This window comes from Escherichia sp. Lx600-2 (assembly GCF_036662595.1).
GTDB classification, from domain to species: domain Bacteria; phylum Pseudomonadota; class Gammaproteobacteria; order Enterobacterales; family Enterobacteriaceae; genus Escherichia; species Escherichia coli.
Genome location: NZ_JAYQWM010000081.1, coordinates 1 through 15144, shown reverse-complemented (window position 1 = coordinate 15144; position 15144 = coordinate 1). Strand labels below are relative to the sequence as shown.

13 protein-coding genes are annotated in these 15144 nt (G+C 46.1%); all 13 read right to left on the bottom strand.

Features of this window, described 5'->3' with window-relative positions:
* Nucleotides 1-47 precede the first annotated feature (47 nt).
* The 13 genes from nuoN to OQV04_RS19905 all read right to left on the bottom strand — a co-directional run bounded on the left by nuoN (nt 48) and on the right by OQV04_RS19905 (nt 15028).
* Nucleotides 48-1508, bottom strand: coding sequence for an NADH-quinone oxidoreductase subunit NuoN (gene nuoN / locus OQV04_RS19965; RefSeq protein ID WP_042844432.1), 1461 nt, complete (start codon nt 1506-1508; stop codon nt 48-50).
* A 6-nt stretch (nt 1509-1514) separates the two neighbouring features.
* Nucleotides 1515-3035: an NADH-quinone oxidoreductase subunit M gene (nuoM, locus tag OQV04_RS19960; protein WP_042844434.1), complete on the bottom strand. Its 1521-nt coding sequence runs from the start codon at nt 3033-3035 to the stop codon at nt 1515-1517.
* Between the two features lie 19 nt (nt 3036-3054).
* Nucleotides 3055-4911: an NADH-quinone oxidoreductase subunit L gene (nuoL, locus tag OQV04_RS19955; RefSeq protein WP_048607505.1), complete on the bottom strand. Its 1857-nt coding sequence runs from the start codon at nt 4909-4911 to the stop codon at nt 3055-3057.
* The gene (gene nuoK / locus OQV04_RS19950) at nt 4908-5210 is read right to left on the bottom strand and encodes an NADH-quinone oxidoreductase subunit NuoK (protein WP_008910727.1); all 303 of its coding nucleotides are present in this window, start codon (nt 5208-5210) and stop codon (nt 4908-4910) included. The genes nuoL and nuoK overlap by 4 nt, the downstream gene beginning before the upstream one ends.
* Entirely contained in the window at nt 5207-5749 is a 543-nt protein-coding gene (gene nuoJ / locus OQV04_RS19945) for an NADH-quinone oxidoreductase subunit J (RefSeq protein WP_332642673.1), read from the bottom strand. Before nuoJ ends, nuoK begins: the two co-directional genes overlap by 4 nt.
* Before the next feature lie 12 nt (nt 5750-5761).
* Nucleotides 5762-6304, bottom strand: coding sequence for an NADH-quinone oxidoreductase subunit NuoI (gene nuoI, locus OQV04_RS19940; protein ID WP_042844439.1), 543 nt, complete (start codon nt 6302-6304; stop codon nt 5762-5764).
* 14 nt (nt 6305-6318) lie between these two features.
* Nucleotides 6319-7296 carry an NADH-quinone oxidoreductase subunit NuoH gene (gene nuoH / locus OQV04_RS19935; RefSeq protein ID WP_129466358.1) on the bottom strand — a complete coding sequence of 326 codons (978 nt, stop codon included), beginning with the start codon at nt 7294-7296 and terminating at the stop codon, nt 6319-6321.
* Nucleotides 7296-10019, bottom strand: a complete 2724-nt coding sequence (gene nuoG / locus OQV04_RS19930; RefSeq protein WP_173424803.1) for an NADH-quinone oxidoreductase subunit NuoG — start codon at nt 10017-10019, stop codon at nt 7296-7298. Before nuoG ends, nuoH begins: the two co-directional genes overlap by 1 nt.
* 98 nt (nt 10020-10117) lie before the next feature.
* Nucleotides 10118-11476 (bottom strand): NADH-quinone oxidoreductase subunit NuoF, encoded by a 1359-nt coding sequence (gene nuoF, locus OQV04_RS19925; RefSeq protein WP_042844442.1) that lies wholly within the window; start codon nt 11474-11476, stop codon nt 10118-10120.
* A complete protein-coding gene (gene nuoE, locus OQV04_RS19920) occupies nt 11473-12012 on the bottom strand; it encodes an NADH-quinone oxidoreductase subunit NuoE (protein ID WP_042844444.1) in 540 nt (179 codons plus the stop codon). The genes nuoF and nuoE overlap by 4 nt, the downstream gene beginning before the upstream one ends.
* Nucleotides 12013-12014: 2 nt before the next feature.
* On the bottom strand, nt 12015-13814 hold the full coding sequence (gene nuoC, locus OQV04_RS19915) for an NADH-quinone oxidoreductase subunit C/D (protein WP_332642683.1): 1800 nt from the start codon (nt 13812-13814) through the stop codon (nt 12015-12017).
* Between the two features lie 77 nt (nt 13815-13891).
* Nucleotides 13892-14566 carry a NuoB/complex I 20 kDa subunit family protein gene (locus tag OQV04_RS19910; protein ID WP_004912254.1) on the bottom strand — a complete coding sequence of 225 codons (675 nt, stop codon included), beginning with the start codon at nt 14564-14566 and terminating at the stop codon, nt 13892-13894.
* Nucleotides 14567-14584: 18 nt separating this feature from the next.
* The gene (locus OQV04_RS19905) at nt 14585-15028 is read right to left on the bottom strand and encodes an NADH-quinone oxidoreductase subunit A (protein ID WP_004259806.1); all 444 of its coding nucleotides are present in this window, start codon (nt 15026-15028) and stop codon (nt 14585-14587) included.
* Nucleotides 15029-15144 lie beyond the last annotated feature (116 nt).

The window sequence follows — 15144 nt, the reverse complement described above, 5'->3', positions numbered from 1 at the left end:
GTTACTGTTGAGGTAACCGGTTTTCATCAACATGATGTGTTTAACCGTCAGTTAATCACAGCAAGAGCTGTTGATGTGATATCGATAAGTGGTTGTGGCCAAACCCCAAATGCAATAACTGCAATGGCACAAATAACGGCAACCACAGTACCCAATGTCGCTTTTTCAGGGCCTGTATAACGTTCTGCGTGTTCTGCATCACGGCTATATAGGCTTGCCATAAAGCGTAGGTAGTAATACAAACCTATTGCACTACCCACCACCACAGCTCCAGTTAACCACCATAATTCAGCTTTCACTGCGGATGCAATCACATAAAATTTACCAATAAACCCTAATGTGATTGGAATACCTGCCAGTGATAGCATCATAATAGTCATGACCGTTGCTAACACAGGTTTGTGCCAGAATAGGCCACGGAACGCACTGAAGTCATCTTGGTCATCACCACGGTAAGGGCTGGAAACGATACTGATTACCCCAAAGGCCCCCAAACTTGCAAATAGATAACCTACAAGGTAAATAGCGATGGTTGTTTGGGCGTATTCCGGTACGGTACGTAAAGCAACAAGTGCTACCAACAAATACCCCATATGAGAGATAGATGAGTAACCTAGTAAGCGTTTTGCACTTTTTTGGCTAATTGCCAACAAGTTACCAAATAAAATAGAGGCAATGGCAATGACAGAGATAACAATCGATAAAGTGTCGCTATTGGTCACTGGCGCTTCCATAAAAATACGCACTAGCACGGCAAAGATAGCAATCTTACTGCCTGTTGCCAAAAATGCCGATACTGGCGCAGGAGCACCTTGGTAAACATCTGGTGTCCATAACTGGAATGGGAATAACGATAATTTAAAACCGAAGCCCACAATCAGCATCCCAAAACCAATCATAATTAATGGCGCATGGATTTGGCTGTCAGATAAGCTTTGACCGACCGCTGCAAAGCTTAAACTGCCTGACTCTGCATACAGTAATGCAATACCAAATAACAGGAATGAAGACGCTGCTGCGGATAACAGCATGTATTTAATCCCTGCTTCTAAGGTGCGTCGACGTTCGAAGGTATAAGCAACTAAGCCAAACAATGGTAATGAAATCAGTTCAATACCGATAAACATTGACGCCATATGGTTTGACATAGATAACAGCACACCACCCGCCACAGCAATAGCGACTAAAAGGTGAAACTCATCTCTATTGTCACCAAAGCCTTCTAGCCAATGGTAAGCAAAGATACTAGTACCGATACCTGCAACTAAGACTAATGCACTGTAGAATAGTGCAAAGTTATCAACACGGATAAGCGAAGTCACATCCATCAGGTAGCCATCAGCCACCCAAATCAGTGAAAGCAACGCAATAATAAAACCAGATACTGTCAGCGCGGCGCTGGTCAGGTGATCGCGTCGCCACGCAATGGACAGCATCACAACCACTGCCGTCAACCCGACGATCATCAGTGGTAATATTGCGATCAGTTCTTGAGGAGTTATTGTCATGGCGAATTACAGCCCTAATGTTGTAAGTGAAGCAGAATACAGGTTATGCAATGTTTCCATTGAACCAATTGAAGTATCTAAAATTGGTTGTGGATAGAAACCGATAATAACCAGTAAAGCAGCTAGAGCCAGCAGCACACCGAATTCACGCGCAGTTAACCCTTTCATTTCTTTTTCTGATTTTGGTGTGCCATAGTAAGTTTGTTGCATCATCCACAACGAGTAGATAGAAGCAAACACCACACCAAATACCATAATGCAGGTCACTAATGTGAATTGGCTGAAGCTACCGAACAGGATCATGAACTCACCAATGAAGTTACCTGTACCTGGCATGCCTAACGTTGCCGCGGCAAAGAACAGGGACATTCCTGGTAACCATTTAATGCGTTTCCACAACCCACCCATCATGCGCATATCACGCGTTTGTGTACGCTCATACAGTTGACCACTGATGATAATCAGCGCTGCACCTGACAGGCCGTTGGTGATCATTTGGATCACAGCACCTTGGTACGCTAACACTGAACTTGCATAAATCGCTACTGTCACAAACCCCATATGGGATAAGCTACTGTATGCCGCCAGACGTTTAATGTCGGTTTGTTTGAACGCTAACCATGCACCGTAGAAGATACTGATCACACCCAGTGTCATCGCAACTGGCGTGAACTGGATAGAAGCTTCTGGGAACAGTGGTAAAGTAAAACGTAACAAACCATAAGCCGCGGTTTTTAGCATAATACCAGAAATGTCCACCGAACCTGCGGTTGGGGATTGTTCTTGCGTATCTGCCATCCAACCGTGGAATGGCACTAATGGCATTTTAACGGCAAAAGCAATAAAGAAACCTAACATCAACATAAATGCGACGCTACTAGACATTTGTGTGCCTAACAGTTGGTCGTAATTGAATGTTAATGTGCCTGTTGAGTTGAAGTGTGCCAGTGCCAATCCAATGATGGACACTAACATAATCAAACCACTCGCCTGCGTATAAATAAAGAACTTGGTAGCTGCGTTGATATGTTTTCTACTCTCTGACCCTTTGTGCCCCCAATTGGCAATTAGGAAATACATCGGGATCAGCATCATCTCCCAGAAGAAGAAGAATAAGAACAAGTCAACCGCAGTGAAAATCCCCATCACTCCTGTGATAATCCACAGCAGGTTAAAGTGATATGCACCTTGGTTCTTTTGGTTTTCACTCCATGAGCTCAGAATCGAAAACGCGCCCATAATAGCCGTCAATACGACCATTAATAGTGACAAACCATCAATCGCTAAGTGAATGTTGATTCCCAGTGCTGGGATCCACGGCATAAAGAAAATAGACTGCCATTGTGGAACGCCTTGTGGATTAACCAGAGAATAGTTCCCTTGTAACCACAATTGCACGGAAAGAATAAGTGTTAATCCCATTGTCGCCAGCGCAATCCAGCGTGGAGCGCGGTGACTGAACCGGTCAGCCTGCCAACTTAGCAGGCCTCCGATAAAGGGAATAAGTATTAGCCAAGGTAATAGCATGGCGCAATGTGTCCCTTAATTAAACCAAAAGCAGCAGAGCAAGAATCAGCACTGCACCCAGCCCCAATGAGGCAACATACCAACGGATCTGGCCGTTTTGACTCACAGCAAGCCCTTTATTCGCTAAACTTGATAAGCGTGCAGGGATATTCATCAGTGAGTTAATCGGATCGCTCTCCAATAGCCATGCAATACCTTTAAAAGGTTTCACAAAGACTACGTCATACAGCCAGTCGAATCCCCATGCTTGGTACCACCATGCACTGAAAAAGCGGCCAACTGCTGTTTTCGCGATAGCATCAACAATGGAACGTCTGAATAGATAGAGGAATATAGCAATCAACAGACCCGCGATTGCAAACCCGCCAGAAATCGCTTCAAGTAAGACTTTACCGTCTTCACTTCCCACGGCTTCAGCAGGGAATACCCCTTCTAATGGTTGGTGAATTAATGCACCAACAAACGTTGCAAGGATAGCCAGAATGCCAAGTGGCAATGTATGAGTGATGCCTTTAACCTTGTGCGCTTTGATTTTTGCTTCACCGTGGAACACGATGAAAATCATACGGAAGGTATAAATTGCAGTCATTAATGCACCAAGGATACCTGCCCATAACAACACCGTTTGCCCATCAAGCTGCGCACCCCACAAAATTGCATCTTTACTGTAGAAACCTGCGGTAAACAATGGCAATGCAGCCAGTGCGCTTCCGCCGATTAACATCACAGCATAAATGAATGGGATTTGCTTACGTAGCCCACCCATTTTGAAGATGTTTTGTTCGTGGTGACATGCGAGGATCACCGAACCTGCTGAGAGGAACAATAGCGCTTTAAAGAAAGCGTGTGTCATCAGGTGGAAAATCGCCGCATCCCAAGCTTGTACTCCCAGAGCCAAGAACATATAACCGATCTGGCTCATGGTTGAGTAAGCAAGAACACGTTTGATATCCGTTTGTACCAATGCGGCAAAACCAGCTAGTACTAATGTGACCGCACCAACGACACCCACTAAATGTAAAACCTCAGGTGCTAACAGGAACAGAACATGTGTACGTGCAATTAAGTAAACACCCGCGGTCACCATGGTTGCGGCGTGGATCAATGCAGAAACAGGCGTTGGGCCTGCCATCGCATCAGCCAACCATGTTTGCAATGGTAACTGTGCTGATTTACCGACTGCACCACCTAATAACATTAAGGTAGCCCAGTTGATAGCGCTCGAACCTTCAGCAAATTTCTGAGGTGCTAATACTGCCATTTCGCTGAAATTCAGCGTGCCCAGTTCATTCCACAGAATAAACATACCGATGGCAAGGAACACATCACCAATACGGGTCACGAAGAAGGCTTTCATCGCAGCTTTACCGTTGTCTGGATTGGTATAGTAAAAACCAATCAGCAGATAACTGCACAGCCCTACCCCTTCCCAACCGAGATACATCAGCATCATGTTATCGGCGAGAACTAAAACCACCATACTCGCGATAAACAGGTTAGTGTAGGCAAAGAAACGTGAGTAACCCTCCTCGCCACGCATATACCAAGAGGCATACACATGAATAAGGAAGCCCACCCCCGTTACCACACCCAGCATGGTAAGAGACAGACCATCAAGGACTAAGGTAAATGGAATGTTGAAAGTACCAACCGACATCCAAGTCCAAAGTTGTTGTGAATATGGTTCATATCCACCATTTGATAAAACAGGTTGAGCTAAAAATTCATTGCCAACATAAAGTGCTACGAGCGCCGCTAAGCCGACCGACCCCGCACCTATAATGGCAGAAACGTTTTCTGACCAGCGTCCACGAGAGAAGGCAAGTAACACCGACCCAAGTAGAGGCAACAGAATAGTTAAATAGAGTAGGTTCATCCGCGCATCTCACTGACTTTATCAATATTCAGGTTCTGACGATGACGATGGAGTTGCAGTAACAACGCCAATCCAATACTCGCCTCCGCTGCAGCCAATGTAATCGCCAAAATATACATAATTTGGCCGTCTGGCTGCCCCCAAAAACTCCCTGCAACAACAAATGCCAGAGCAGTAGAGTTAATCATGATTTCCAGTCCGATCAGCATGAAAAGCAAATTGCGGCGAATAACGAGACAACTCAGTCCCATTACAAATAAAATCGCTGCTAAAATCAGACCATGTTGAAGAGGTATCATTTTTGCTCCTCCGCATTACGTACACTGACAAGGTCAGCGCCGTTTTCTTTACGGTCACGCCCAACTTGGAATGCGACAACTAAACCGGCCAGTAATAGCAATGAAGCCAACTCAACAGCTAGAACATAAGGCCCGAATAGGCTTATACCCACTTCTTTCGCCCCAATCACGGTACCTTTAATCCCATCTTCGTAAGACAAAGAGGTAATACCGTAAACTAAGATGGCCAGTAATACGGCAGACAACACCGCGGGACCAATCCAGTTTTTTGGTGTTAACCAAGCCCGCTCTTGTTCTTGCACTGAGCGACCTAAGTTAAGCATCATGACGACGAATACGAACAAGACCATGATGGCTCCTGCATAAACGATGATTTCCAAAGCCCCAGCAAAATACGCACCGAGAGAGAAAAACACCATCGACAGAGCCAGCAGAGAAACAACCAGATACAACAGTGCATGCACCGGGTTGGTATTAGTTATCACCCTCAAAGTTGCTAATATGGCAACTAGGCCGGCGATATAAAATGTAAATTCCATGAATATCGCTCCTTATGGCAACAGGTCTTTGACGTTAATCGGTTTCGCTTCGTTATCCGCTTCACCTTTGTCTTTACCTGCAATCGCCATACCCGATTTACGGTAAAAGTTATAATCAGGATATTTACCCGGACCTGAAATGAGTAGGTCATCTTTTTCGTAAACCAGATCCTGACGTCTCCAATCGGCCATTTCAAAGTCAGGTGTTAATTGGATTGCCGTAGTTGGGCAAGCCTCTTCACACAAGCCACAGAAAATGCAGCGCGAAAAGTTCACGCGGAAAAACTCGGGGTACCAACGGCCGTCTTCATGTTCAGCTTTTTGCAGTGAGATACAACCCACAGGGCAAGCCACCGCACATAAGTTACAGGCTACACAACGCTCTTCACCGTCAGGGTCGCGTGTTAATACGATACGCCCACGGTAACGGGGTGGTAGATAAACCGGCTCTTCTGGGTACATTTGCGTTTCGCGTTTATCGAACGCATGTAGGCCGACCATCCAAATACTACGTACTTGGGTGGCGAAACCGACCAATAACTCTTTTAATGTCATGGTTCAATCACCCCTTACTGAGCGTTGTATAAAATCACTGCTGCGGTACCCAGCAGATTAAGCAGTGTCAACGGCAGACAAATTTTCCAACCGAAAGACATCACTTGGTCATAACGAGGACGCGGCAAAGAAGCGCGGATCAAGATAAACATCATCATGAAGAACGCAGTTTTAATCGCAAACCACAAGAATGACGGCAAGAATGGTCCATGCCAGCCACCAAAGAACAGCGTCACAATCAGAGCAGAGACCGTTACGATACCGATATACTCACCAACGAAGAACAGACCGAACTTCATCCCTGAGTATTCAACGTGATAACCATCCGCAATCTCTTGCTCTGCTTCTGGTTGGTCAAACGGGTGACGGTGACATACCGCAACACCTGCAATCGCAAAAGTTACAAAGCCAAAGAACTGAGGAATGATGTTCCACATGCCTTCTTGGGAGTTAACAATATCAATCAGGTTGAATGAACCTGCTTGTGCAACCACGCCCATTAAAGAAAGGCCTAAGAACACTTCGTAACTCACGGTTTGTGCTGACGCACGCATCGCCCCCAATAAAGAGTATTTGTTGTTACTTGACCAACCAGCGAATAACACCGCATACACCGCTAGACCCGCCATCATCAGGAAGAATAAAATCCCAATATTCAGGTCTGCCACGTGCCAAGTTGGGCTAACAGGTACGATGGCGAATGCAAGGAATAATGAGCAAAATGCGATAACTGGCGCTAGCGTAAAGATTTTCTTATCCGCGAACTGTGGGACCCAGTCTTCTTTAAACAGCATTTTGAACATATCCGCGATTAACTGGCCCATCCCAAACGGACCAACACGGTTAGGGCCGTAACGGTTCTGGAACAGACCGAGAATACGGCGCTCTCCCAGACTCATGTAGGCTCCACAAGTCACAACAACCAATAAAATGACGACAGATTTAAGTATGGAAATAAGGACTTCCATTACTTCAGGAGAAATCCAATCCATCATGCTCCCCTCCGCAGATTATTGACTGACACGCCAGCCAGAACAGGTGCGATACCCGGCATCCCTAATGGTAAACCAATTTGACCAGTCGATAGGTGATTACTGAGGCGTACAGTTAAGTTAAATGCTTGACCTGCATGGCTAAATTCAGCTTTTGTTCCTGCTGTCAAACCAAGTGACTCTGCATCTTGCGCATTCAGCATGATATAAGGCTCAGGCATACGCTGTTGGATCACGTCTGAACGCTGTGACATTTCGTCACTGCCGAACAGATGGTAATACGGCGCCACCACCCACTGAGCTTCAGTCGCTTGATAAGCTGCTGGAATATCAGTGAAGTAAGCCAATTTACTTTCTGTTGAATTGAACAAACGCACACCTGGGTCACCAAATAACAAATGGCCCCCCACTTCTGCTTGGAATTTATTCCACGCTTGTGGTGAGTTCCAACCCGGCGCCCAAGCAAATGGAATTTGCTGACGTGGTGCCGTTGGGCTGTTGTTCCCTTCCATTGAGAAAGCAAATGGAGAATCAATATCTTGCGGTTGACGAGGCTCATGAACAGATTGGTTAGCCAGCATCGCTGTTCGACCACTGTAACGATGAGGTTCACGTGCCAGTTTTTGACCACGGATACGGAAAGAGGCTTTTGGTGCAGAATCAACAATGCCTGCAAATTGTGGCAGTGTAGCAACACAATCAGCAATCACATGGTCAAGTTGCGACCAGTCTGCATCACGTTCCTGTGCTTCAGTTTGCAATGAATGCATCCAGCGCCAGCTTTCGTTCATCACGATAGCTTTGTCGTAATAAGTTGGGTCGAAGACTTGGAAGAAACGTTGTGCCCGACCTTCTTGGTTAATCAACGTACCGTCTGCTTCAGCAAAGCTTGCTGCTGGCAGAACTAATGTTGCTTTATCCATGATGTCGGTTTGCTGATGGTCAGCAACAATCAAATGCTTCAGCTTCGCTAATGCGCTATTAACCGCATCTACATTGCTATGACGGTACAGGTCGTTTTCGATAACGATAGCCACATCCGCTTCGTTCGCTTCAATGCGAGCTAATGCGCTGTCTAATGGCTGTGCGTCCATCATTGCTAAACCAAAACTGTTTGCATGAGAGGCTAAGTAAGATAAGCCCACCTGCGCACCTTTCGCTTTTAGTGCAAATGCCACGTTAGCCGCGGCTTGGATCATCGCCTCACTAGCACTATGACTACCACTGATAATCAGTGGTTTTTTCGCGCTTGAAAGCGCTTGTGCGATGGTTTCAACTTTCGCTTTGAGGTCTGCAGGTAAGTCATTCACTGCTGGTGCATCGCCATTAATCATGTTGGCAATAGCAAAACCAAAACGTGCTTGGTCAGCCACAGGAGCACGGTAATTAAATGCGGCGACATCATCTAAGCGGGTATCATCCACATTGGTGATAAACAGTGGGTATTTCGCATGTTGACCAATGTTCATGATTGCCGCGATTTGCCAGTCAGCGACTTTTTGTGCTGCCGCCATTTCACGTGCTTTACCTTTCACCGCTTGACGTACAGATAACGCCATACGCGCACCTGTCTGAGTTAAATCTTCACCCAGTACCAGCACCGCATCGTAACCCTCCACTTCACGCAGTGTTGGCGTATAGATACCGCCATTTTGCAGGATATTTTGCATCAGCGCTAAACGGCGTTGCTCACTCGAAGAAACACCTGAATAGAAGTTTTCTGCACCGACAAGTGCTCGTAACGCATAGTTACTTTCGATGCTTGCACGTGGTGAACCAATACCAATCACTTTCTTCGCTTGATTGATAATTTGCGCACCGCTTTGCATTGCCTCAATAGCCGATATAACCTGTTTTACACCATTTTTATTTAGCACAGCTTGACGTGGACGGTCTTTACGGTTGACATAGCCATAACCAAAACGACCGCGGTCACATAGGAAATAGTGGTTTACTGAACCATTATAACGGTTCTCAATGCGGCGGATTTCACCATAGCGCTCACCTGGGCTAGTATTACAACCGATACTGCACTGTTGGCAGATACCCGGGGCAAATTGCATGTCCCATTTACGGTTATAGCGCTCAGAGTGCGTTTTATCGGTAAAGACCCCTGTCGGACAGACTTCAACTAGGTTACCTGAGAATTCACTTTCTAGCGTACCGTCTTCTGTACGACCGAAATACACATAGTTATGTGCCCCATAAACCCCCAAGTCCGTGCCATCTGCGTAATCTTTGTAATAACGCACACAGCGGTAACAAGCGATACAGCGGTTCATTTCATGACTAATGAACGGCCCTAAGTCTTGGTTGATGTGTGTACGTTTCGTAAAACGATATTTACGCATATTATGACCGGTCATCACCGTCATATCTTGTAGGTGGCAATTACCGCCTTCCTCACAGACTGGGCAGTCGTGAGGGTGGTTGGTCATCAGCCATTCCACAACACTTTCACGGAATTGTTTGGCTTCTTCATCATCAATTGAGATGTAGGTACCTTCCGTTGCCGGTGTCATACAAGACATTACTAGGCGACCGCGAGTATCATCCGCGTTCTGATATTGCTTAACCGCACACTGGCGGCAAGCGCCAACGCTTCCCAGCGCCGGATGCCAGCAAAAATAAGGAATATCTAGCCCGAGAGAAAGACAGGCTTGTAACAGGTTTTCAGACCCGTTTACGTCATATTCTTTGCCGTCTACATATATTGTAGCCATAGTCAGCATGCTTCCCAAAGGCCCGCATAAAGCAGGCGTTAATCAAAAATACGTTCTTCGTGAAAAATCTCTTTAGCGGTTGCTCAATCGCTAAATAATTACCAACGCTGCTTGAGCAGGTTTGGTTGGATACCCGCAATCTGCACGATGTTACGCAGATCTTTTTGCGAGATACCCGCTTCAAATTCATCACGGAAATATTTGATGGCACTTTGCAGCGGTTCGACTGCTCCCGGTGCGTGAGCACAGAATGTTTTACCCGGACCTAAGAAACGGCAAAGTTGCTCTAATGTTTCGATGTCACCCGGTTGGCCTTCGCCTTTTTCCAGTGCTTGTAAAATTTTCACGCTCCACGGCAATCCATCACGACATGGCGTACACCAACCACAGGATTCACGTGCAAAGAAGGTTTCTAAGTTACGAACTAACGAAACCATGTTGATTTCATGATCAACCGCCATTGCTAATGCAGTACCAAGACGGCTACCGGCTTTGGCAATATTTTCAAAATCCATTGGTAAGTCGAGGTGGTCATTGGTCAGGAAGTCTGTCCCTGCCCCACCCGGCTGCCATGCTTTAAGTTTTAAACCATCACGCATACCACCTGCGTAATCTTCTAATACTTCACGTGCCGTTGTACCAAATGGTAATTCCCATAGACCCGGATTTTTCACACGCCCAGAGAAGCCCATTAATTTAGTGCCCGCGTCTTTACTCTTACCTGCGCTTAAATCGATGTACCACTGGTCACCATGCTCTAAAATAGCCGGCACGTTACAGATAGTTTCAACGTTATTTACGCAAGTTGGTTTACCCCAAGCACCTGATGTTGCAGGGAATGGTGGTTTAGAACGCGGGTTAGCACGACGACCTTCTAAAGAGTTAATCAGTGCAGTTTCTTCACCGCAGATATAACGCCCAGCACCGGTGTGCACAAATAGCTCGAAATCAAACCCCGAACCGAGGATATTTTTTCCTAACAGGCCCGCAGCTTTCGCTTCTTCGATGGCACGGCGCAAGTGTTGAGCTGCCTCAACATACTCACCACGTAGGAAGATATAACCACGATAAGCTTTTAGTGCATATGCTCCCGTGATCATCCCTTCAACTAACAAATGAGGCAGTTGCTCCATCAATAAGCGGTCTTTGTAGGTGCCCGGTTCCATTTCATCCGCATTACATAAGAAATAACGCAGTTTCATGTTTTCGTCTTTTGGCATCAGGCTCCATTTCAGGCCTGTTGAGAACCCCGCACCACCACGCCCTTTCAGGCCAGCGTCTTTGACAAGGTTAACAACTTCATCCGGTGCCATGCCTTTGAGCGCACGCTCAAGACCTTTGTATCCGTTTTTACTGCGGTACTCATCTAACCAAACAGGCTGATTGTCATCACGCAAACGCCATGTTAGGGGATGAGTTTCAGCAGTACGGATCACTGGATTAACAGAATTTGTCATGGATACTGCTCCAGTAATTTTTGAATATTTTCAGGCTGCACATAACTGTGAGTATCTTCATCGATCATCATCGTCGGACCCTTATCACAGTTACCCAAGCAACAGGTTGGCAGCAATGTAAAGCGACCATCGGCTGTTGTTTGGCCAGGGCGAATATTCAGCTGTTTAATGATTTCAGCTTCTAAACCCTGATAACCAGTAATATGGCAAACAACACTGTCGCAATAGCGAATAATGTGGCGTCCAACAGGTTGACGGAAGATTTGGCTATAGAATGTTGCCACACCTTCAACATCACTAGCGGGGATACCTAAGACGTCAGCGATAGCATAGATCGCACCGTCCTCAACCCAGCCACGGTTTTTTTGCACAATTTTCAGTGCCTCGATAGATGCTGCTCGCGCATCTTCATAGTGATGTTTCTCACCTTCTATTTCTGCACGCTCTTCGTCAGTTAAAACAAAGCCATGATGAGCTTGAGGTTCGAATACATTCACCACATCGAGTTGATTGTGTTTATCATGTTCATTATGCATGGTTAGCGATCCACATCCGACATTACAAAATCGATACTACCCAGATAGACGATTAAGTCTGAAACTAAACTACCGCGAATAACCGCAGGGATTTGCTGCAAGTGAGCATAGCTTGGCGTACGAATACGTGTACGGTAGCTTATCGTGCTGCCATCACTGGTCAGGTAGTAGCTGTTGATCCCCTTCGTGGCTTCAACCATCTGGAATGATTCATTCGCAGGCATCACTGGCCCCCAAGACACTTGCAAGAAGTGGTTAATCAGGGTTTCAATGTGCTGTAACGTACGCTCTTTTGGTGGCGGCGTCGTCAATGGATGGTCGGCTTTGAATGGGCCTTCTGGCATATTCTTGTAGCATTGCTCAAGAATACGGATACTCTGGCGCATCTCTTCAACTTTGATCATCACACGGTCATAGCAGTCACCGTTGTGAGCGATAGGAATATCGAATTCAAAGTTTTCATAACCTGAATATGGACGCCATTTACGCACGTCAAAATCAACGCCTGTAGCACGTAAACCCGCACCTGTCACACCCCATGCCAATGCCTCTTCTTTGTTGTACATTGCTGTACCAATAGAACGGCCTTTTAAGATGGAGTTTTTCAGTGCAGACGTGACATAAGACTCTAAACGTTTCGGCAGCCAATCAAGTAACTCACGCAGCAACTTTTCCCAACCGCGCGGTAAGTCGTGTGCAACACCACCAATACGGAACCAAGCTGGATGCATACGGAACCCAGTGATAGCTTCAATCACGTTGTACACTTTTTGACGGTCAGTAAACGCAAAGAATACAGGTGTCATTGCGCCGACGTCTTGAATATAAGTACTGATGTATAGCAAGTGGCTATTAATACGGAATAATTCAGACAGCATGACGCGAATGGTCTTTACGCGGTCAGGCACTTCAATGCCAGCCAATTTTTCAACGGCTAACACGTATGGCATTTCATTCACACACCCACCGAGGTACTCAATACGGTCAGTGTAAGGAATGTAACTGTGCCATGACTGGCGCTCGCCCATTTTCTCAGCACCACGGTGGTGGTAACCGATATCAGGCACACAGTCGATAATTTCTTCACCATCAAGTTGCAGTACAATACGGAATGCACCGTGTGATGATGGGTGGTTTGGCCCTAAGTTCAGGAACATGAAATCTTCATTTTCATTTCCACGTGCCATGCCCCACTCTTCTGGTTTGAAAGTTAAAGCTTCCATTTCCAGATCTTGTTTCTGTTTAGTCAGAACAAAGGGGTCGAACTCAGTTGCACGCGCAGGATAATCCTTACGCAGTGGGTGACCTTCCCAGCTTGGCGACATCAGTAAGCGACGTAAATTTGGGTGACCTTGGAAAGTGATCCCAAACATATCCCACACTTCACGTTCATGCCAATTTGCATTTGGGAACAGCGAAACCATAGAAGGTACGTTGAGGTCTTTCTCATTAAGAGCGACTTTCAACATAATATCGCGGTTACGGTCAATAGAAATAATGTGATAGAAAACACTAAAGTCTGCTTCAGGCAGGCCTTGACGGTGGATTCTTTGGCGTTCATCTACCCCGTGTAAGTCAAATAGCATGACATACGGTTTTGGTAGTTTCTTTAGAAAATCTACAACTTCCAGTAATTGTTCACGACGAACCCAAACCACTGGCATACCAGTGCGGGTTGCTTGAACAGAAAAGGCATCCGGCCCAAATTGATTGCGCAGTTCCAGAAGCACAGGGTCATTTAAATGTTCCTGTGTCTGCCATCCTGGCTGGGTACTACTCGCTTGCGCTATCTGATCTGTCATCATTCTTCACCATAACGCTTGATCAGGTTTATTATTTCGCAACAACATTGCTCTGTTACGCTGTATGGCTTTAAGCCTTAAATTTCGTCTGGTGTACGCAGGTTCGTCACTGCAATACGTTCACCGTGCTTTCTTTCTCTTTCTGATTGCATGTTGGCACGGTAAACCCCTTGGTCACCAACGACCCAAGACAGCGGACGACGCTCTTTACCGATAGATTCTTGCAACAGAAGCAGAGCCTGCATATAGGCTTCTGGGCGCGGTGGGCAACCTGGGATATACACATCTACAGGGATAAATTTATCGACGCCTTGTACAACAGAATAAATGTCATACATACCACCAGAGTTAGCACATGAACCCATGGAAATAACCCATTTTGGTTCAAGCATTTGGTCATACAGACGTTGAATAACAGGCGCCATTTTAGTGAAACATGTGCCTGCAACGACCATGAAGTCGGCTTGGCGAGGAGAAGCACGTAGTACTTCCGCACCAAAGCGGGCTACGTCATGAACAGCCGTGAACGAAGTCACCATTTCTACATAGCAACATGAAAGGCCAAAGTTATAGGGCCATAGAGAGTTTTTGCGCCCCCAGTTAACAACATCGTGAAGTGCATGAGAAAGTTTCCCCATGTACACACTGTTTTCAACTTGCTGCTCCAGTGGATCAGTTACGATCTCCTGAGTTTGCAGTGGGTAACGGTCGTTCTCACCGTTCGGATCTATGCGGGTGAGCGTATAATCCATTGTATAATGCCTCGCTTTTTACTGCGGATGACGATTGCTGATTTTAATAACTTCACTAGGATGCTTTACTTTTCCGCGAGAACGGACTGGTGTCCAATCCAATGCTCCAACGCGAACTAAATAAAACAATCCCGCCAACAATACCAAAATAAAGATAGCGGCTTCGATAAAGCCTACCCAGCCAGCTTCGCGGATGGCGACTGACCATGCAAATAGGAACATGGCTTCAACATCGAAGATAACGAAGAACATGGCGACTAAGTAAAACTTAGCTGACATACGAAGACGTGCACTACCGACCGAATCAATACCTGATTCGTAAGGGACATGTTTTGTTCTGGCTTTGGCGCGGCTACCCAAGAAGTGACCTGCGACCAGCATGAAAGCACACAGACCGATAGTGCCGATAAGGAATATCGCAAACGCCCAGTTATGGGCTAACGCTAGGATTGATGTAGACATACTCGTTGCTTACTCATTACTTATGGTGCGTAAACTGCTCTTTTTTACAACACGGCAGTATTGCACCACAATTGCCCAGTTAATCGAGAAGAAAGACCAAACATTGATCACCAACT

Bases quoted from the DNA above. Each gene is read 5' to 3' on its own strand.
- nuoH (WP_129466358.1), bottom strand. From the start codon at position 7,296: ATGGATTGGATTTCTCCTGAAGTAATGGAAGTCCTTATTTCCATACTT.
- OQV04_RS19910 (WP_004912254.1), bottom strand. From the start codon at position 14,566: ATGGATTATACGCTCACCCGCATAGATCCGAACGGTGAGAACGACCGT.
- nuoL (WP_048607505.1), bottom strand. From the start codon at position 4,911: ATGAACCTACTCTATTTAACTATTCTGTTGCCTCTACTTGGGTCGGTG.
- OQV04_RS19905 (WP_004259806.1), bottom strand. From the start codon at position 15,028: ATGTCTACATCAATCCTAGCGTTAGCCCATAACTGGGCGTTTGCGATA.
- nuoK (WP_008910727.1), bottom strand. From the start codon at position 5,210: ATGATACCTCTTCAACATGGTCTGATTTTAGCAGCGATTTTATTTGTA.
- nuoI (WP_042844439.1), bottom strand. From the start codon at position 6,304: ATGACATTAAAAGAGTTATTGGTCGGTTTCGCCACCCAAGTACGTAGT.
- nuoN (WP_042844432.1), bottom strand. From the start codon at position 1,508: ATGACAATAACTCCTCAAGAACTGATCGCAATATTACCACTGATGATC.
- nuoJ (WP_332642673.1), bottom strand. From the start codon at position 5,749: ATGGAATTTACATTTTATATCGCCGGCCTAGTTGCCATATTAGCAACT.
- nuoM (WP_042844434.1), bottom strand. From the start codon at position 3,035: ATGCTATTACCTTGGCTAATACTTATTCCCTTTATCGGAGGCCTGCTA.
- nuoG (WP_173424803.1), bottom strand. From the start codon at position 10,019: ATGGCTACAATATATGTAGACGGCAAAGAATATGACGTAAACGGGTCT.
- nuoC (WP_332642683.1), bottom strand. From the start codon at position 13,814: ATGACAGATCAGATAGCGCAAGCGAGTAGTACCCAGCCAGGATGGCAG.
- nuoF (WP_042844442.1), bottom strand. From the start codon at position 11,476: ATGACAAATTCTGTTAATCCAGTGATCCGTACTGCTGAAACTCATCCC.
- nuoE (WP_042844444.1), bottom strand. From the start codon at position 12,012: ATGCATAATGAACATGATAAACACAATCAACTCGATGTGGTGAATGTA.